At 66.4% G+C, this 19,169-nt stretch carries 12 protein-coding genes; 6 read left to right on the forward strand and 6 right to left on the reverse strand.

Going from position 1 to position 19,169, the window contains the following annotated elements:
• Positions 1 to 73: 73 nt before the first annotated feature.
• Both AC1RM6_RS10100 and AC1RM6_RS10105 read left to right on the forward strand, forming a co-directional pair.
• Positions 74 to 2,488, forward strand: a complete 2,415-nt coding sequence (locus AC1RM6_RS10100; protein ID WP_493100699.1) for a TonB-dependent receptor — start codon at positions 74 to 76, stop codon at positions 2,486 to 2,488.
• 61 nt (positions 2,489 to 2,549) lie between these two features.
• Positions 2,550 to 3,662 (forward strand): glycerophosphodiester phosphodiesterase, encoded by a 1,113-nt coding sequence (locus tag AC1RM6_RS10105; protein ID WP_493100701.1) that lies wholly within the window; start codon positions 2,550 to 2,552, stop codon positions 3,660 to 3,662.
• A 13-nt stretch (positions 3,663 to 3,675) separates the two neighbouring features.
• Here the strand turns inward: AC1RM6_RS10105 and AC1RM6_RS10110 are convergent, their stop codons facing one another.
• Both AC1RM6_RS10110 and AC1RM6_RS10115 read right to left on the reverse strand, forming a co-directional pair.
• Positions 3,676 to 4,395: a Crp/Fnr family transcriptional regulator gene (locus tag AC1RM6_RS10110; RefSeq protein ID WP_493100703.1), complete on the reverse strand. Its 720-nt coding sequence runs from the start codon at positions 4,393 to 4,395 to the stop codon at positions 3,676 to 3,678.
• Between the two features lie 203 nt (positions 4,396 to 4,598).
• Complete coding sequence (locus AC1RM6_RS10115) at positions 4,599 to 5,906, reverse strand: adenylate/guanylate cyclase domain-containing protein (RefSeq protein WP_493100705.1); 1,308 nt, start codon at positions 5,904 to 5,906, stop codon at positions 4,599 to 4,601.
• 244 nt (positions 5,907 to 6,150) lie between these two features.
• Here AC1RM6_RS10115 and AC1RM6_RS10120 point away from each other — a divergent pair, with 244 nt between their 5' ends.
• From AC1RM6_RS10120 to bglX, 4 genes are all read left to right on the forward strand, one after another.
• Complete coding sequence (locus tag AC1RM6_RS10120) at positions 6,151 to 7,377, forward strand: CaiB/BaiF CoA transferase family protein (RefSeq protein ID WP_493100707.1); 1,227 nt, start codon at positions 6,151 to 6,153, stop codon at positions 7,375 to 7,377.
• Between the two features lie 51 nt (positions 7,378 to 7,428).
• Entirely contained in the window at positions 7,429 to 8,430 is a 1,002-nt protein-coding gene (locus tag AC1RM6_RS10125; protein WP_493100709.1) for a zinc-dependent alcohol dehydrogenase family protein, read from the forward strand.
• A 23-nt stretch (positions 8,431 to 8,453) separates the two neighbouring features.
• Positions 8,454 to 8,867: a VOC family protein gene (locus AC1RM6_RS10130; RefSeq protein WP_493100711.1), complete on the forward strand. Its 414-nt coding sequence runs from the start codon at positions 8,454 to 8,456 to the stop codon at positions 8,865 to 8,867.
• A 484-nt stretch (positions 8,868 to 9,351) separates the two neighbouring features.
• Positions 9,352 to 11,715, forward strand: coding sequence for a beta-glucosidase BglX (gene bglX, locus AC1RM6_RS10135; RefSeq protein ID WP_493100713.1), 2,364 nt, complete (start codon positions 9,352 to 9,354; stop codon positions 11,713 to 11,715).
• 64 nt (positions 11,716 to 11,779) lie between these two features.
• On the opposite strand, the gene AC1RM6_RS10140 is transcribed toward bglX, so the two are convergent.
• The 4 genes from AC1RM6_RS10140 to AC1RM6_RS10155 form a co-directional block, all read right to left on the reverse strand.
• Entirely contained in the window at positions 11,780 to 14,761 is a 2,982-nt protein-coding gene (locus AC1RM6_RS10140; protein ID WP_493100715.1) for a M14 family zinc carboxypeptidase, read from the reverse strand.
• Positions 14,762 to 14,802: 41 nt separating this feature from the next.
• On the reverse strand, positions 14,803 to 16,389 hold the full coding sequence (locus tag AC1RM6_RS10145; RefSeq protein WP_493100717.1) for a M20/M25/M40 family metallo-hydrolase: 1,587 nt from the start codon (positions 16,387 to 16,389) through the stop codon (positions 14,803 to 14,805).
• A gap of 129 nt (positions 16,390 to 16,518) precedes the next feature.
• Positions 16,519 to 17,832 carry an amidohydrolase family protein gene (locus tag AC1RM6_RS10150; RefSeq protein ID WP_493100719.1) on the reverse strand — a complete coding sequence of 438 codons (1,314 nt, stop codon included), beginning with the start codon at positions 17,830 to 17,832 and terminating at the stop codon, positions 16,519 to 16,521.
• The gene (locus tag AC1RM6_RS10155; protein ID WP_493100721.1) at positions 17,829 to 19,157 is read right to left on the reverse strand and encodes a metal-dependent hydrolase family protein; all 1,329 of its coding nucleotides are present in this window, start codon (positions 19,155 to 19,157) and stop codon (positions 17,829 to 17,831) included. The genes AC1RM6_RS10150 and AC1RM6_RS10155 overlap by 4 nt, the downstream gene beginning before the upstream one ends.
• Between the last annotated feature and the right edge of the window lie 12 nt (positions 19,158 to 19,169).

The raw sequence follows: 19,169 nt of genomic DNA on the forward strand, positions 1-19,169 counted from the left end.
TTTTCGTCGCGGAGCGAGCCTAGAGCCCCCGCCAACCGCCATTGTGCGGCGCAAAATAAAGGGCCAGGGAATCATGAAGAACTCGATCGGGACATCGGCATATTGGCTTGGCGGCGTCGCCCTGCTGGCGATCGCGGCGTCGACGCCGGCGCTGGCCGAAGAGGCTGCCCCCGCAGTCGCTCCGGGTGCCGAAGCCGCTGCCGACGCCGATGTGGGCGATGGCGGCGACACGATCGTCGTCACCGGCCGCGTCACCCGTTCGGTGACCCAGGTGACCAATGTCGAGATCCAGAAAGTGCTGCCCGGCATCAGCCCGCTCAAGGCGATCCAGACGCTGCCCGGCGTCACCTTCATGACCGCCGACCCCTGGGGCAATAACGAGCAGAATATCTCGCTGTTCATCCACGGCTTCAACGCCCAGCAGCTCGGCTACACGCTCGACGGCATCCCGCTCGGCGACCAGACCTACGGCAATTATAACGGCCTGTCGCCGCAGCGCGCGATCATCTCCGAAAATGTCGGCCGGGTGACGCTGGCGTCGGGCGCGGGCGATCTCGGCACCGCATCGACCAGCAATCTCGGCGGCACGATCGATACCTTCTCGAGCGACCCGAGCGAGGAAATGGGCGGCACGATCGCCCAGACGCTCGGCAGCCATTCGACCTATCGTACCTATGGCCGCCTCGACACCGGCACCTTCGGCAGCGGCAACAGCTTCACCATCTCGGGCCTGCGCCACAAGGCGAAGGCCTGGGATTTCAACGGCAAGCAGGGCGGCTATCAAGCGAACGCCAAGTTCGTCCATGACGATGCCACCGGCAAGCTGACCCTCTACGGTGCCTATTCGGACAAGATCGAGCCGAACGAGGACGCGACCGTCATCACCGTCGCCAACCGCGCGACCGCGCCTTATGCCCGCCCGTTCCTCTACCCCGATTTCCAGTCGGCGCTGACCTATTTGTCGTCGGGCGCCTACAAGGCCGCGGGTTCGAACTATCGCAACTATTATAGCGACGCCCAGCGCACCGACTGGCTCGGCTATGCCAAATATGACTGGAACGTCAGCGACAAGATCACCTTCTCGAACCAGGCCTATTATCATCATGACGACGGCGTCGGCGTGGTTGCCGGCCCGGTCGACGTCGCGGGGCTCCCCCAGCTCTTCTCCTTCTATTATCCCGGTACCGGTTCGCCGACCTCGCCCGAAAATCTGGCGCGGCTGTCGACGATCTTCGGCGGATCGGGTTTCGCGACCCGCACCACCGAATATCGCATCGATCGCGGCGGCCTGCTGTCGACCTGGCGGGTCGACCTGGGCGACCACCAGATCGAACTGGGCGGATGGTACGAGCATCAGAGCTCGTCGGCCAAGCGCCGCTGGTATGCGCTCGACGTCAACAATCCCTCGACCCCCTATCAGCGCCCGCGCGACAGCCTGACCCCGCTGATCACCCAATATTGGAGCGAGGTCCGGGTCGACGAATATCAGGCGCATATCCAGGACAGCTGGAAGCCGACCGACACGCTGACCATCCAGGGCGGCATCAAGAGCACGATCCAGCATGCCCGCCAGAACATGAAGGTCCAGCCGATCCCCGGATCGTTCACCGGATCGGTCGCGCTGCCCAACGGCAAGATCAACACCGAAAAATACTTCCTGCCGCAGCTCGGCGGCCTGTGGCAGGCGAGCGATCATGAGCAGATCTTCGTCAATGCGCAGAAGAATATCCGCCAGTTCCAGACCAGCGCGGCGAGCGGCCTGTCGCCGTTCGCGCTCGGCAGCCAGGCGGCGTTCGACATCTTCAAGGACACCGCCAAGCCCGAGACCAGCTGGACCTACGAAGCCGGCGTGCGCACCCGGCGCGAACTGGGCGGCGGGATCAGCTTCGACGGCCAGATCAGCTATTATCATGTCGATTTCAGCAACCGGCTGCTGTCGATCAGCCCGACCCCGACGATCACCGCGATCGTCAGCGGATCGCCGCTGATCGCCAATGTCGGCAGCGTCAAGACCGACGGCGTCGACATCGCCGGCACCTGGCGCTTCGGCCCGCATTTCAGCTTCTACAACGCGCTGTCGTACAACAATTCGAAATATCAGGACAATTACACCACTGGCACCACCACCGTGCAGACCGCGGGCAAGAAGGTGCCGGGATCGCCCGACTGGGTCTACAAGTTCGTCGCGACCGGCACCTATGGCATGTTCGACGCCCAGCTGGTCGGCGACTATGTCGGCCGCCGTTACGCGACCTTCACCAACGACCTGTCGGTGCCGAGCTACTTCACCATGTCCGCCCGGATCGGGGCGAAGATACCGGTCGCCGAAGGCGGTTTCGTCAAGGAGGTCAATGTCGGCCTGAACGTGACCAACCTGACCGACAAGAAGGCGGCCTCGACGCTCAGCATCGGCGCGGCTTCCGGTACCTTCAACCAGTTCCCGCTGGCGCCTCGCCAGTGGTTTGGTACCGTCGGCGTCAAGTTCTAAACACCCCCTTCCCGCCATGCCGAACGCGTTTCGGCATGGCGGCATAACGGAAAGCATCGCCATGATCGCGTTCGACCGCCGGACCATGTTGCAGACGGCGGGTGCCGCGATCGTCGCGGGCGCCGCCCAGCGGATCGGGGCGGCTGCCCCTGCCCCGCGCGCCAAGCCTTTGGTGTTCGGCCATCGCGGCTGCTCGGCGCTTAGGCCCGAACATACGCTCGGCTCCTATGCCAAGGCGATCGCCGACGGCGCCGACTTCATCGAACCCGATCTGGTCGCGACCAACGACGGCGTGCTCGTCGCCCGCCATGAGAACAACATCGTCGAAACCAGCGACGTCGCCAGCCGCGCCGAATTTGCCGGACGCCGCAAGACCAAGACCGTCGACGGCGAGACGATCACCGGCTGGTTCACCGAGGATTTCACCCTCGCCGAACTTAAGACGCTGCGCGCGGTCGAGCGGCTCGGCGCGCTGCGCCCCGATAGCAAATCCTATGACGGCGCTTTCCAGATCCTGACCTTCGACGAGATCCTCGATTTCACCGCGGCCGAGGCGGCGGCGCGCGGCCGGACGATCGGCCTCGTGCCCGAGCTCAAGCATTCGACCTATTTCGCGAAAATCGGCCTGCCGCTCGAAGATCGCTTCCTCGCCACGCTGACCGCGCACGCTTATGGCCGCACCGCCCCGATCGAGGTCCAGTCGTTCGAGATCGCCAATCTGCGCTATCTGCGCGGCAAGACCGCCACGATGAAGAATGTGAAGCTGATGCAGCTCGTCGCCGAGGGGCCGATCGTCCCCGCCGACGTCGTCGCCGCCGGCGGCAAGCTCACCTTCGGCGAGATGATCACCGCCAAGGGCCTGCGCGAGATCGCAACCTATGCCGATGTCGTCGGCCCGCCGACCCGCGCGATCATCCCGCTCGGCCCCGACGGCAAGCTGGGGGCGCCCAAGCCGATCGTCGCCGACGCCCATGCCGCCGGGCTGCTGATCCGCCCCTGGACCTTCCGCCCCGAAAACCATTTCCTCGCCGCCGATTTCCGCGACGCGAACGGCGACGCCGCGCGTAATGTCGCGGGTTCGATCGCCGAGATCCGCGCCTATCTGGCGACCGGCATCGACGGCTTCTTCACCGACGATCCCGCGATCGGACGCGCGGCGCTCGACGGGCTCTAAACGGACGGAATCGTCACTCCGCCTCGACGCCCGTCCGCTGCGGCTCGAGGTGGAGATAGCGTTGGTTGAAATCGGCGACCGTGCGCATCCGCTGCCAATCGGGAAAGGCGATATGGCGGCCGTTGCGCACGATCAGCCCTTCATGGGTCAGCGCCTTGATCGTGCGGTTGACATGGACCGCGGTCAGCCCGACCGCATCGGCGATCTGCTCCTGGGTCATCGGCAGATGATAGCCATATTCGGCGACCAGCCCCGCCGCGTCGAGCCGCTGCGCGAATTCGCACAGAAGATGGGAGATGCGGGTCCGCGCATCGCGGCGCCCGACATTGACCACCCATTCGCGACCGATCGACGCCTCGACCAGGATCTTGACCAGGATCGCGCGCGCGATCGCGGGGCGGGTGCGCACCAGCCGCTGCAAATGGCTGCGCGGCACGAACGCGACGGCGCCGCGGGTGAGCATCTGCACGCTATGATCGGCGACGTCGAGGAACAGGCCCTGAAAATCCATCGCGTCGCCCGGGATCAGCAGCGCGACGATCTGCCGCGAACCGTCGCCGGTGGTCTTCTGCCGGAAGGCGAAACCGCTGACCAGCACACCGCACAGCTCGGGCGGATCGGCCTCGCGCACCGTATAAGAGCCCGCCTCGAGCGTACGCAGCGTGTGCGGCAATGCCAGGATCGACGCGCGATCCTGTTCCTCCAGCGGCGCGCGCAGCAGCAGATCGTCCACGAGCGATTGCAAAGGAGGAACAGTACGAGTCACATAATCTCCCGCGCAGGGGCGGGAGCACGAAGCATCTCTCTGTCGCCGGGACCCGAACTAGCAATGCGGCGATAGCCCCTCCATAACCTATGGTGGCGCTGCCATTCTATCCCAAGTTAGTTTTCATCGAATATATGCAGTGTCGGGCGCCGCATGGCCGGAACCCCGCGCTATGCCGTTCCCCATTGCCCCAGCGCCCGTCCCTGCGCGTCGATCGCCGCGGCGGCGACGCGGTTGGGGCGCAGCGTGTAGATGCGCGACCGGCCGATTCCCTTCAGGTCGACCTCGTCGTGCATCACCACGTCATAATGGTTGCGCAGCATATAATAGGCCCGTTCGGACACCATCACCGCGCCGGGCAGCGCCGCGCTTTCGAGCCGGCTGGCGAGGTTGACCGCCTCGCCCCAGCAATCGAACGCCGGGCGGCTGGTGCCGATCACCCCGGCGACGACCGCGCCGACATGGACCCCGACCCGGATCTGCACCGGCATCCCGACCTCGCGAGAGAGGTCGGCGGCGACCTTGTGCATGTCGAGCGCGAAGCTGGCGGCGGCGCGCGCCGCCTGGTCGGCCGGGACGTCGGCGAGCAGCCCGCCGACCGCCATATAGGCGTCGCCGATCGTCTTGATCTTGTGCATGCCATGCTTGTCGGCGAGCCGGTCGAATTCGGAGAACAGCCGGTTGAGCAGTTCGACCAGCCGCGACGCGCTGATGTTCGACGAGAGCTCGGTAAAACCCACTAGGTCCGAAAAGACGATGCTGACCGCCTTGTGGAGATCGGCGATCTGGCTCTCGCCGCTCTGGATGCGGCGGACGATGTCGGCGGGCAGCATCGAATGGAGCAGTTCGGAGATGCGGTGGTTCGAGATGCTCAGATCGCGGTTGAGCCGGAACTGTTCGCGCGCATCCTTTTCGCGCGCGACCAGCGCGCAGCCACCGAGGAACATCGCGGTGCCGAGCATCAGCACGTTGATATAGGGCATGCCCGGCGCGAAGGGCTGCGCCAGCGACTGGCCGATGAAATAGCTGATCGTCGTCGCGACGCAGAAGCCGACATACCACAAAGTGCGCATCGGCAGGATCGCGAACACGAACAGCACCACCAGGTTGATGCCGCCGGCGGCGACGCCGATGCCGCCGTGCAGGATCGCGCAGACCGCGGCGAGGCAGCCGGTCGCGACGATTCCGGCGGCGGTGACGATCGGCTCGATCACCCGCTGCGCCGCCTTCCAGTAGAGGATCGCGCCCGCAAAGCTGATCGCCGGCGCGAGCAGCGCCACCCGGATCCACAGCGTATGTTCGGCCCCGACCGGATCGAGGATCCGGTCCCAGGCGACGAACATGATGAACAGGCCGCTGCCGAGGAACAGCATGAACCGCGCGAAGACGAGATTGCGGCGCACATAGCCGGCGAAGAACTCGCGTTCCTCGACCGGGTCGGCAAAGGCCAGCCCAAGGCGGCACAGCAGCTGCTTCACGCGGTCTCCCTTACGCTACGCACGACATGGCCGCCGCCGCTCACCGGCGCCCCGTCGCGCGACTGTTGCCCAAGCGGTGCTGCGGCGCAATGACAAATGGCGGATTTGCGGCGCCGCCGCCGGGCGCGGCTTCGCCCGGGCGATGTGATCCTTCCTTGCTTATTCGCGCCTTGACGATCCCTGTCCGGATAGGCGCTTGTGGCGCGGTATCGCGGCGCGGAGACCGCCGGCGAAGGAGAGAGCGATGACCAAGGTGATGGAAGGCATCCGCATCCTCGAGGTGGCGCAGCACACATTCGTCCCCTCCGCCGGGGCGATCCTCGCCGACTGGGGCGCCGACGTGATCAAGATCGAGCATCCGGTGCGCGGCGACACGATGCGCGGCTTCATCAACCTGGGCGGGATGAAGATCGATCCGAAGCGCAACCCGATGATGGGCCACCCCAATCGCGGCAAGCGCAGCGTCGGGGTCGACGTCTCGACCGCCGAGGGCCAGGCGCTGATCTACGAGATCGCCAGGACCGCCGACGTGTTCCTGACCAATTATCTGCCCGCCCAGCGGCAGAAGCTGAACATCGACATCGAACATATCCGCGCCGCCAATCCGGACATCATCTATGTCCGCGGCAGCGCCTATGGCGACAAGGGACCCGAGCGCGAGGTCGGCGGTTTCGACGGCACCGCCTTCTGGTCGCGCAGCGGCGTCGGCCACACCATGACCCCCGAGGCGATGGACGGCCCGCTTATGCAGGGCATCCCGGCGTTCGGAGACTCGATCGGCGGGATGAACATCGCCAGCGGCATCTCCGCCGCGCTGTTCCACCGGCTGCGCACCGGCCATGCGACCGAGGTCGACGTATCGCTGCTCAGCGGCGCCTGGTGGGCGGCGGGCACGGTGTTCGCGCAGGGGATCGAAAGCGGCACGGTGCCCCGCAATTCGATGCCCTTTTCGGGCAGCGTTCCCGGCAATCCGTTCATCGGCAATTTCAAGACATCGGACGGCGGCACGATCATGCTGTGTTCGCTGACCCCCGGGCCGGTGATCCACGACATGTTCAGCCATCTCGGCATTCCCGAAGCCGCCGACGATCCGCGCTTCGCCGACGCCATGGCGCTTATGGAGAACTGGCAGGCCGCGGCCGCGCTGATCGTCGACGCGATCGCCGGACGGCCCTTCGCCTATTGGCGCGAGCATCTCAAGACGATGAAGGGGCAATGGGCGCCGATCCAGAGCCTGGTCGATCTGGCCAGCGACGAACAGGCGATCGCCAACGACATGATCTTCGAGGTCGAGGCGGTCGATGGCGGCCCGCCGATCCGGCTGGTCCGCGGCCCCGTCCAGTTCAACCATGCGCCGGTCGAGACCACCCGCTCGCCCGAGGCATCCGAACATACCGAGCTGTTCCTGATGGAACTCGGGATCGACTGGGACCGGATCGAGGCGCTCAAGGCGAAGGGCGCGATTGCCTAGATATTCCCGTCATCCCGGCCTCCGCCGGGATGACGAAGATGAGGACCCGACATGACGACAATGAAGACAGCGATCGCCAGGCCCGGCGCCGGCATCGACGCGGTGACGGTCACCGAAGCCCCGATCCCCGCCGCCGGCCCCGGCGAGGTGCTGGTCAGGCTCCACGCCGCGACGCTCAATTTCCGCGACCTGCTGTTCATCAAGGGCATCCTCACGGGGATGACGATGGAGCCCGACTATGTGCCCCTGTCGTGCGCGACCGGGACGGTGGTCGCGACCGGCGCCGGGGTCGATCGGGTCGCGGTCGGCGACCGGGTCAATCCGATGTTCTTCCAGCAGGTGACCTCGGGCGATGCCGGATCGGCATGGATGCTCGGCGGATCGACCGACGGGGTCGCCCGCCAATATGGCGCCTTCCCCGCCGGCAGCCTGTGCAAGGTGCCCGACGAACTCGGCGATCTCGAAGCCGCCACCCTCGCCTGCGCCGGCCTCACCGCCTGGTCGGCGCTGTTCGGCGACCGCCAGATCCGGCCCGGCGAATGGGTGCTCGCGCAAGGGACCGGCGGGGTGTCGCTGGCGGCGCTGCAATGGGCGAAGGCGGCGGGCGCGAAGGTCGCGATCACCTCCTCGTCCGACGCCAAGCTCGCACGGGCCAAGGCGATGGGCGCCGACGTCACCGTCAACTACCGCACCAGCCCCGACTGGGCGGAAGCCGTGCGGCAGGCGATAGGCGGCAACCATGTCGCGATCCTGATCGACGTCGCCGGCGCAAGCCAGTTGGAGGCATCGGCCGGCCTGCTCGCCGATGACGGCATCCTCACCGCGATCGGCATGCTCGACGGCGATTTCAGCTGGGGTCGCGAGATCGGCAAGCCGATCGTGCCGATCTCGGTCGGCCATCGCGACCAGCATGAGGCGATGCTTGCCTTCGCCGCCGCCCATGCGATCCGTCCGGTGGTCGACGTCGTCTATGATCTCGACCGTGTCCAGGACGCGCTGCGCCATCTGGAAAGCGGCGCCTTCTTCGGTAAGGTCGGGGTCAATCTTCTTTAGATCGAGTCGGAGCGAGAACCCGGATGGTCGACGACGACGACCCTTGCGAATTCATGGCGGCGGTGCCGATCCTGTTCGTGCGCGACGTCACCGCCGCCGCGACCTTCTACCGCGACAAGCTCGGCTTCGAGATCGACTTTCTCCACGGCGATCCGCCCTTTTACGGGTCGATCTCGCGCGGCTATCTGTGCCTGCACCTGCGCCATGTCGGTCAGCCCAATTTCGCCGAGCTCGCGGCGCGCGAGACCTCGCTGATCCTCCTCACGATCGAACTCGAAAATGTCGCCCTGCTGTTCGACGAGTATCAGGCGCGCGGGGTCGACATCGCCCAGCCACTGATGAAGCAGCCCTGGGGCGGCACCGATTTCCACGTCCGCGATCCCGACGGCAATGTGATCTCGTTCGTCGAATATGGGCTGGACGACGACGAAGATTAGGTCGGACCGGCGCTACTCCCCCGGCTTGGGTTCGGGCCGTTTGCATGCCTCGCACCGCCGCCAGCATTCGATCCCGGGCATCGCGTCGCGCGGCTTGAGGCCGGGGACCGGGTGGAGCCCGGCCATGATCTCGGGCGATATCCCCTCGGGGGCGGCGCTGTGGTGGCACAGCAGGCAGTTGCGGCGATAGCTGGCGCGGGTCAGCCCGCTATGGTCCTCGGGTTCGACCGCCTTTCGGGGAAGGCCACCGACAAGGCGAGAAGCATCGCTATGGCCATCACTAGCGTTCTTTTCGGCAGAGCAATCCGTTCATCGGGACGAGGCGTCATCTCGGTTCCTGTCGGCAGGCGGCGATGCAAACTCTATAACATTCATGACAGTCGTCCAGTATTATCGGATGGCGGCTTTTCGTTCAATTGTTGAACATATCCGCGCGATCGATTAGTCAGCACTGCAGAATAGAACGAGTGACGAGGGGCCTGAAATGAAGCGCGCTTTCCCGATTCTGGCGGCGACGATCTCGATCGCAGGGCTGACCGCAACGGCGCTGCCGGCCAAGCCGCCTGCGGCCACAAGCACCGCCCCCGCCCCGCTCTCCGACGCCGCGGTCCGCGCCCGCGCCGACGCGCTGATCGCGCAGATGACCCCCGAGGAGAAAGCCGGCCAGCTCTCGGTGCTGTTCGCGCTGCCGATCCCGGCGATGATGAGCGCCACCGAAAACCTCGCGGCGAAGGGCGGCGTCGGCGGGCTGCTGTTCGCGACCGACCCCGCGACGATCAACCGGCTCCAGCATCTCGCGGTCGAGAAGTCGCGGCTCAAGATCCCGCTGCTGTTCGGCTTCGACGTGATCCACGGGCTGACGACGATTTTCCCGGTGCCGATCGCCAACGCCGCCTCGTGGGACCCGCAAGGCGTCGCGCGCAACCAGGCGATCGCCGCGGGCGAGGCGCGCGCGGTCGGCATCCACTGGGCGTTCGCGCCGATGGTCGACATCGCCCGCGATCCGCGCTGGGGCCGGATCGTCGAGGGTGCGGGCGAGGACCCCTATCTCGGCAGCACGATGGCGGCGGCGCAGGTCCACGGCTTTCAGGGCGCCTGGCTCGGCAGCCCCGGCCATATCATCGCCGGCCCCAAGCATTTCGCCGGCTATGGCGCCGCCCTCGGCGGGCGCGACTATGACGAGGTCAACCTGTCCGACGCCGATCTGTGGAACGTCTATCTGCCGCCGTTCAAGGCCGCGGTCGATGCCGGCGCCGGCAATATCATGAGCGCCTATATGGGGCTCAACGGCATTCCGGCGACCGGCAATCGCTGGCTGCTGACCGATGTGCTGCGCAAGCAATGGGGCTTCAAGGGCTTCGTCGTCAGCGACAATGAGGCGGTCAAGAATCTCCAGGCGCACGGGCTGGCCGTCGACGCGCAGGATGCGGCCGGCCATGCGCTGCAGGCCGGGCTCGACATGGAGATGGCGCTGTTCGGCCCCGCCACCGCGCGCCTGCCCAAGGCGCTGGCGAACGGCGAGATCAGCACCGAGCAGCTCGACGACGCGGTCCGCCGCGTCCTTGAAGCCAAGATCCGGATGGGGCTGTTCGAAAACCCCTATGTCGACGAGGCGGCAGCCGCGAAAACGCTCGCCGACCCCGCGTCGCTGGCGGCATCGCGCGTCGCCGCCGAGCGCGCGGCGGTGCTGCTGCGCAACGAGGGCGATCTGCTGCCGCTCGACCGCAAGACGCTCACGTCGATCGCTGTGATCGGGCCGCTCGCGGATTCGGCGCGCGATGCGCTGGGCCCCTGGGTGTTCGACCAGAACAAGCCGCCGATGACGAGCATCCTCGCCGGGATCCGCGCCAAGGCGGGCGCGAAGATCCGGGTCGACCATGTGCCCGGGGTGGTGATCCCGCCGCGGCTCTACCCGTCGCCGTTCGACGCGCTGATCGCCGACGCCATCAAGCCGCGGCCGGCGAACGAGGCCGCCGAGACCCCGGCCGACATCGCCGCCAGGGCCAAGGCCGCCGATGACGCCGACAGCGCCGGCATCGCCCAGGCGGTCGCCGCCGCGCGCAACGCCGACGTCGCGATCCTGGTGCTCGGCGAGAAGCAGAACATGATCGGCGAGATGGCATCGCGATCGACCCTCACTTTGCCCGGCCGCCAGCAGGAACTGCTCGACGCGGTGATCGCCACCGGCAAGCCGGTGGTGGTGGTGCTGATGAACGGCCGCCCGCTCGACCTCGCGGACAGCAAGCCCGGCGCGATCCTCGACATCTGGTATCCGGGGTCCGAAGCGGGGGGGGCGACCGCCAACCTGCTGTTCGGCGACGCGGTCCCCGGCGGCAAGCTACCCTTCACCTGGCCGCGCAATGTCGGCCAGCTGCCGATGATCTATGCGCATCTGACCTCGCACGATCCCAAGGGCGCCGACAAGCGCTACTGGAACGAACCCGGCTCACCCGCCTACCCGTTCGGCCATGGCCTGAGCTATTCGCGCTTCAGCTACGCCAATCTGCGGGTCGATACGCCGAAGATCGCCCCGGACGGCAAGGTCGGCGTCTCGGTCGACCTGACCAACAGCGGCACGCGCACCGCCGACGAGGTCGCCCAGCTCTATATCCACCAGCGCACGGGCACCGCGGCGCGGCCGGTGCGCGAACTCAAGGGCTATCAGCGGGTCACGCTCAAGCCTGGCGAGACGCGGACGCTCACCTTCACGCTCGGCGCCGCCGAGTTGCGTTACTGGAACGCCGCCAAACATGACTGGGTGATCGACGAGACGAGCTTCGACGTCGGGGTCGGTGGAGACTCGACCGTGGCGTTCGGCGGAAGTTTCGCGGTAACGCGCGCCCGATAAGGCGCCTGCGCCCCCGTCATCCCGGCGAAGGCCGGGTGACGGGGGACAGGGAAGCGCGCTCGGGTCAGGGCGCCGGCGTGCTCGCCGCGGGCGTGGCGGATGCGCTCGACGGCGCCGGGGTGCCGAGGCTCAGATGATCCCAGTTGAGGATCGTGTTGAAGCCCAGCATGTAGCTGCCCTGGGTCTGCCAGCGCCAGAAGGGCCTGAGCGCGAACAGCACCATATGGCCCTTGCCGCTCGGCAGGTCGACGACCAGCGGCTTGTTGGTCAGCGCATCGCCGCCGCTGAGCATGCCGCTGAGCAATATGTCGTTGGCCTTGCCCGGGAAGCTCATCACCACCCGCGGCAGCTGGGTCTGGGCCGCACCGCTCGCCCGCGAGGCCGGCTCGGCCGAACCGAACGGGCTCGACGAGTCGACGGTCGAGGCCGGCTTGGCGGCCGGTGCGGGCACGTCGCCCGGCCAGGGCGAGAGCTGGGCCGGGACCGCGTTGGGGGTGTAGTTCTGGGCGATGCGGGTGCCCGGCCCGCTGGGATCGAAATAGCCCATCCCGCTACCGCCGCGGCTGATGTTGAGCACCGGCGACTGCGAGAAATAGATCGGCAGCTGCTTGCCGTCATAGCCGTAGACGATCGGGCTCGCCTTGTCGGTGATCAGGCCGCGCATGATCGCGCCCTTGTTGTAGAGCTCGCTCGGCTGGCTGACGGTGACCCCCTGGGCGACGCCGAAGGCCGACAGCATCTCGACCGTCGATCCGTCGGCGAGCAGGGTGCCGCCGTCCTGAACGAAGCGACGGATCGCCTCGAGCCCCTCGCCGCCGACGCCGCCGCGAATATCGTCGGCGGAGTCGAGCATGCCGAGATGCGGGGTCAGCGCGCTCTGCTTGTACGGGATCGGATCCTTGCCGTTCATCGCCACACCGACGAACTGCTCGCGCGCCCCGACCGCGACGGTCGGGTAGATCAGCACGTCATATTTGGCGCGCAGCTTGGCGTTCTTGAGCGTGGTGTCGGCGAAATAATCATAGGGGATGCCGTAGCGATCGAGCGCGGCGCGCCACCAGCCCTCGTCCTGGGTGCGCAGCCAGCTATGGACATAGCCGATCCGCGGCACGGTCAGCGTGTGGCTGGCGACGCTGGGCGCCGCCGCGACCGCCTGACCCTGGAGCCCCAGTTCCTCGGCGGCGGCCGCCACCGCGGCGCGGTTGGCGCCCGGCAGGATGAAGCTGCCCGCGGCATATTTGCGGCCCTCGATCTCGAACGGCGCCTCGGCCGCCAGCATCTTCATGCCCTTGAGCTTGAAGCGCAGCGCGACCAGCGCATTGTCGCCGTCATGGTTGAAGACGATCGTCGATCCGGTGCCGGCGACGCCGCCGCGCGGCAGGATCGGGCCGGTGACCGGGGCCAGCGTCTGCGAGAACACCGCCTGGTCCTTGATCGTCTTCATGTCGACATTGTGCATCAGCTGCATCGTCCAGCCGGTATCGTCATAAGGACGCGGATTGCTGGCCGGGTAGTTCTGCACGCTCAGATACATGTCGAGCAGGGTGCGATAAGGCTGGTCGGCGCGGATGACATAGTCGCCCGGCGCCACCTGGACGCCGCCCGCGGTGAAGGCCTGGGTGGCGGTGCCGATCTCGATCCCCTGCTTGCGCAGCATCTCGAGCATGTCGGTGGCGTTGTGCGAGGCATGCTGTTTCGCCGGAACGATCCACGCATTGATGTCGCCGGTCCGCCCCGCCTCGACCGCGTTGCGGCTCTTGGTCCAGTAATTCTCCAGATAGAGCGCACGGTCGGTGGCGACCTTGTTGAGCGCGAACAGCAGCGCCGATTCCTGGATATTGGTGTTGTTGCGCGGGCCCCAGTCGATCTCGGGCAGCGGCGGGTTCGATCGATACCATTCCTTGCTGGTGACGGTCGGCGCCAGCTTCAGCCCCTTCTGGATGTCGGGACCATAGCTCTGCACCTCGTAGAAGCGCCCGAAGCTGTTGTGGGTGTGCGCGATCCAGAACAGATAGTTCGGCACCCAGCCGTCATAGAAGCCATAAGTGAAGACGCCGGGCACCTTGCGCTTGGTCATCTCCATGACCTCGGTCTCGGCGAGCAGCCACCATTCGTTCGACTGGATCGGGTCGAGCGACGGGTTGTACGGGCCGGTGCCGGTCGAGGTGTAGAGATAGGACTGCGCCTCGTGCAGGTCGTGCATCACCGTCGGATGCCATTCGAGGATCTCGTTGGTGATGTTCTGGGTGAGCTTCAGATATTGGCCGAGCCCGTCGCGGTTATTGTCGTGGGCGACATATTTGCCCCAATAGACCAAAGGTGGCTTGGGCTTGCCGGTCTTCTTGCCGTAATAATAGGTGTCGACGATCTTCTCGCGCCCGTCGACCTCGATCACCGGCGTGATGAAGGTAATCATATTGTCGCGGATGTTGCGGATGAACGGCGTGTCCTCGACCGCGAGCCGGTAGGCCAGCTCGATCAGCATCTCCGGCCCGCCGGTCTCGGGCGAATGGTTGCCGCTGGTGACCCAGTAGATAGGCTTGGCGGTCTTGATGATCTCGGCCGCCTGGGTGGCGTCGGTGCGGCGCGGATCGCCGAGTGCTGCGAGCTTCAGCTTATACTCGTCGAGCTTGGCCAGCGTCTCCTCGTCGGCGATCGCGATCACGACCTGCTCGCGCCCCTCCTCGGTGGTGCCCATCGACATATATTTGACGCGCTTCGAGGTCCGCGCGAGTTCCTTGTAATAGCGCGCGATGTCGGCGGCATAAGTGAGCTCGCCGGGGGTGCCGGGGATGCGGCCGAAGAATTTGAGCGGCGACGGCACCGTGTCCGACGCCGGCATATGGTCGACCAGTTCGGTGGTGAAGCGCTTGTCGACCAGATATTGGTCGATCAGCTTGCCATATTCGGCATCCTGCGGCTGGGTCAGCGCACCGACCGCCGACGGCAGCGCGGGCTTGGCGGCCGGCGGCTGGGCGAACGCCAGCGGGGTGGAAAACATGGTTGCGGCGAGCGCCGTAGCCTGAACCGAGAAGCGAACCCGCATCGAAAATTCCCTCTTTCCTGCAACCTGTTGATGAGTGTCGTTCATTTGGACTGCCCCGCCAGCGCGTAGAGCGTGTCGACGTAGAATTTCTCCATCGCCGACAGCCCGAAGACTTTCGATCCGGGCTTCGGGTCGATCAGCAGATATTCGTTGGGCGCATGCGCATCGGCGCCATGGCCGATCGCCAGGGTGACGTCGGGAATCCCCAGCGTCTGGGTGAAGACATAAGAGGGCCGGCTGCCGCCCGAACGCGGCGAGACGTCGACCGGCAGGCCATATTTGCGGTAGGTCGACAGCACCGCCTGCACCAGCGGCGCGCTCACCGAGGTCTGCGATGGCGGATAGCCGCTGAGCTGAACCACCTCGATATCGCCGAAGCCCTTGTCGACCAGATGCTTCTTCAGCAGCGCGAGCGACTCCTCGGGGGTCTGGTCGGGGACGAGTCGGCTGTCGAGCTTGGCGAAGGCGCTGGCCGGCAGGATCGTCTTCATCCCCGGGCCGCCATAGCCCGACGACAGGCCGTCGATGTTGAGGGTGGTGTCGAACAGATAGCGGCCGAGCGAGGCGCGCGCGTCCATCCCGTCATACCAATGATCGATGCTGAACCCCTTGCGGGTGTTGACCTCGCGGGTGGTCCAGCCGGCGAGGGTGCCGTTGAACAGGCGCTGCTCCTCGGCGTTGGGCTGGCGGATCCTGTCATAATAACCCGGGATCAGGATGGTGTTGCCGTCGGGGCTGGTGAGCGTCGCCAGCGCCTGGGCGAGCCGCCACGCCGGCGCATCGGTGGTCGCCTTCCAGCTCGAATGGATCTCGGCCTTTTGCGGGCCGCCATATTGGGCGCTGCCCCTGGCGCGCAGCTCGACATAGAGGATGCCCTTGTTGCCGAGCTGCATCGACACCGCGCCGTCGGCGGGCGACTGGCCGCCGCCCGGATAGATCGAGCCGGCGGCGGTCTTGAGCCGATCGGCATATTTGGCGATCAGCTCGGGATAATGGGGCGAGCCCAGTTCCTCCTCGCTCTCGGCGAGGATCATCAGGTTGACGGGCAGCTTCTTGCGGGTGGCGATGATCGCCTCGATCGCGTTCAAAAAGGCGCGCTCGGGACCCTTGGTGTTGGTGGCGCCGCGCGCCATCAGCACCTTGCCGAGCGGATGATCGACCAGCGCGCCGTCGAACGGCTTGACCTGCCAGTCCTTCTCCTCGACCGGCTGGACGTCGAGCATCATGTAGACGACCAGCGTCTTCTTCGCGCCGGCGTCATAATAGCCCCAGACCCCGGGATGGCCCGAGGTCGGCACCACCTCGGCCTCCTGGAAGCCGATCGTCTTGAGGTCGGCGGCGGCCAGCGCCGCCATCTCCTTGACTCCCTGGTTCAACGCGCTGATCGAGGGCTGGCGCACCCAGCGCTGGAGATTGGCGACGTCGCCATCCTTGTGCGCGTCGATATAGGCGTAGATGTCCTTATGCTCGCCGCGATAGACGGGCACCTCGTCCATGCTGAAGCCGGGGCCGGGCGCGATGCTTATGTCGGGCCGCGTGCCCGCAGGCGCCGCATCGGCCGAAGCCGCTGCCAGCACCGAGGTCGCCGCCGAGAGCATGAGCATGGCCGAACGCACGAAGTTCGCCATCCGATATAGCCTCCCTGTTGGCGCCGCCCCCCAGCGTCGCGTCGTTTCGATCGATAAAAGCCTGCTCTGTTCGCTACGGTCCTGGAAGATGTGCGGCCGGGCACCCCAAATGCCCGGCCGCACATCGGGTCACATGAAGCGGGTCATCTTTCCGTTCTGCTTGAGCACCTCGCCGCCCTTCATCACGAAACCGACGGTCTGGAGGGTGGCGATGTCGGCGAGCGGATCGCCGTCGACCGCGACGATGTCGGCATAGCGCCCGGCCTGGATCGAACCGATATCCTGCGGTGCGCCGATCAGTTCGGCGGCGTTGCGGGTGCCGGCGAAGATCGCCTCCATCGGCGGGAGCCCCGCCTTGACCAGCAGCGCGAACTCCTCGGCCTTGTTGCGGCCGCCCAGGCCAGTCAGGTCGGTGCCGAGCGCGATCTTGACCCCGGCCTTATAGGCGCGACCGGCATTGCCGATCATCGTCGGGGTGACCGCGATCGCCTTTTCGGCGACGGTCGGCGGCAGCTTCTGCGGGGTGTTGACCGCGGTCTGGTAGATCCAGTCGGCGACCAGCAGCGTCGGCACCAGGAAGGTGCCGTGCTTCTTCATCAGCGCATAGCTTTCGGCATCGGCATAGGTGCCATGATCGATCGAATCGACCCCGTCGACGATCGCATGGTCGATCGCCTTCTTGCCATGCGCGTGCGCCGCGACCTTGAGGCCCAGCGAATGCGCGGTCGAGGTGACCGCGATCATCTCCTCGTCGGTCATCGTCATATGGTTGGGATCGTCGCCGATCGAGGCGACCCCGCCCGACGGCATGATCTTGATCAGCGTCGCGCCGTCGCGGCGATGCGCGCGCACCTTGGTGCGGGCATCCTCGGGACCGTCGACGATCGACGCCAGCCGGTCGCCGAAATGCACGTCGGGCTGCATGCCGTTCTGCGCGTCCGAATGGCCGCCGGTCGCCGAGAGCGGCTGCATTGCCGACCAGATGCGCGGACCGACGATCTGCCCCGCCGCGATCGCCCGGCTCATCGCCGGCGCCTCGATCGCCCCCGATCCGCAGTCGCGGATGGTGGTGAAGCCCATTTCGATGTCGTGATAGGCGTTGCGCATCGAGGTGACGACGGCATCGGAATCGTTGCGGGTGAAGCGGTTGATCACGCTCCAGTCGGGCCCCATCGAGATATGGTCGTGGGTGTCGATGAAGCCGGGCAGCACCGTCTTGGCCGACAGATCGATCACCTCGGCCCCCGCGGGGGTCACGAAACCGCTCTGGATGCCGGTGATGCGGTCGTCATGGATCAGGATCGACACCTGCTTGCGCGGAGTCGCCGAGGCGCCGTCGATCAGCGTGCCGGCATGGATCACGACATCCCTGGCGAGCGCCGGGGCGGCGCCGAGCATCGCGGACGCGCCGAGCAGCGCGCAGACAATCTTGCGGTAGGTCATCGCGTCATCTTCCCGTCCTGCTTGAGCACTTCGCCACCCTTCATCACGAACTGGACCTTCTGAAGAATGGTGATGTCGGCGAGCGGATCACCGTCGACCGCGACGATGTCGGCATAGCGCCCCGCCTGGACCGTCCCGATGTCCTTGGGGTCGCCGACCAGTTCGGCGGCATTTTTCGACGAGGCGAAGATCGCGTCCATCGGGGTGAGCCCCGCCTTGACCAGCAGCGCGAACTCCTCGGCCTTGTTGCGGTCCGAGGTTGCCGACTGGTCGGTGCCGAGCGCGATCCTGACCCCGGCCTTGTAGGCGCGACCGGCATTGCCGATCATCGTCGGGGTCACCGCGATCGCCTTTTCGGCGACGGTCGGGGGCAGCGTCTCTGGCGACTTGATCGCGTTCTGGTAGATCGCATCGGCGACCAGCAAGGTCGGCACCAGGAAGGTGCCGTGCTTCTTCATCAGCGCATAGCTTTCGGCATCGGCATAGGTGCCATGCTCGATCGAATCGACCCCGGCGAGGATCGCATGGTCGATCGCCTGCTTGCCATGCGCATGCGCCGCGACCTTGAGGCCGAGTTCGTGCGCGGTGTCGATCGCCGCCTTCATCTCCTCGTCGGTCATCGTCATATGGTTGGGATCGTCACCGATCGAGCCGACCCCGCCCGAGGGCATGATCTTGATGACGGTGGCGCCGTTGCGGCGATGCTCGCGCACCTTGAGCTTGGCATCCTCCGGACCGTCGATGATCGCGGCGTCACGCCCTTCGACGACGATCGTCGGCGCCAGGCCGTTCTGGCGGTCGGAATGGCCGCCGGTCGGCCCCATCGCCTGCAGCGCGGTCCAGTAGCGCGGGCCGACGATCTGCTTCGCGTCGATCGCGCGCATGATCGCGGGCGCGGTGGTCGCGCCCGATCCGAGATCGCGCACGGTGGTGAAACCGGTCTCGATCTCCTTGCGGGCGTTCAGCGTCGCGTTGATCGTCGCGTCGCCCTCGGTCAGCACGAAGCGGTTGAGCGGCTTGCGGCTGCCGGTCGACGACAGATGGTCGTGGGCGTCGATGAAGCCGGGCAGCACCGTCTTGGCCGACAGGTCGATCACCTCGGCGCCGGCGGGCGTCACGAAGCCGCTCTGGATGCCGGTGATACGGTCGTCATGGATCAGGATCGACACCTGCTTCCTGGGCGTCGCCGACGCGCCGTCGATCAGCGTGCCGGCGTGGATCACCACGTCCCGGGCCATCGCCGGCGCCGCCGCGAGTGCGGCGAGCGCGGTACAGGCGCGCAACCCCTTCTTCCACATATTGGTCATGTCATACCTCTGGATCATTCACCCCCTGCC

The sequence above is a fragment of the Rhizorhabdus sp. GW822-FHT03C02 genome (genome assembly GCF_058801765.1).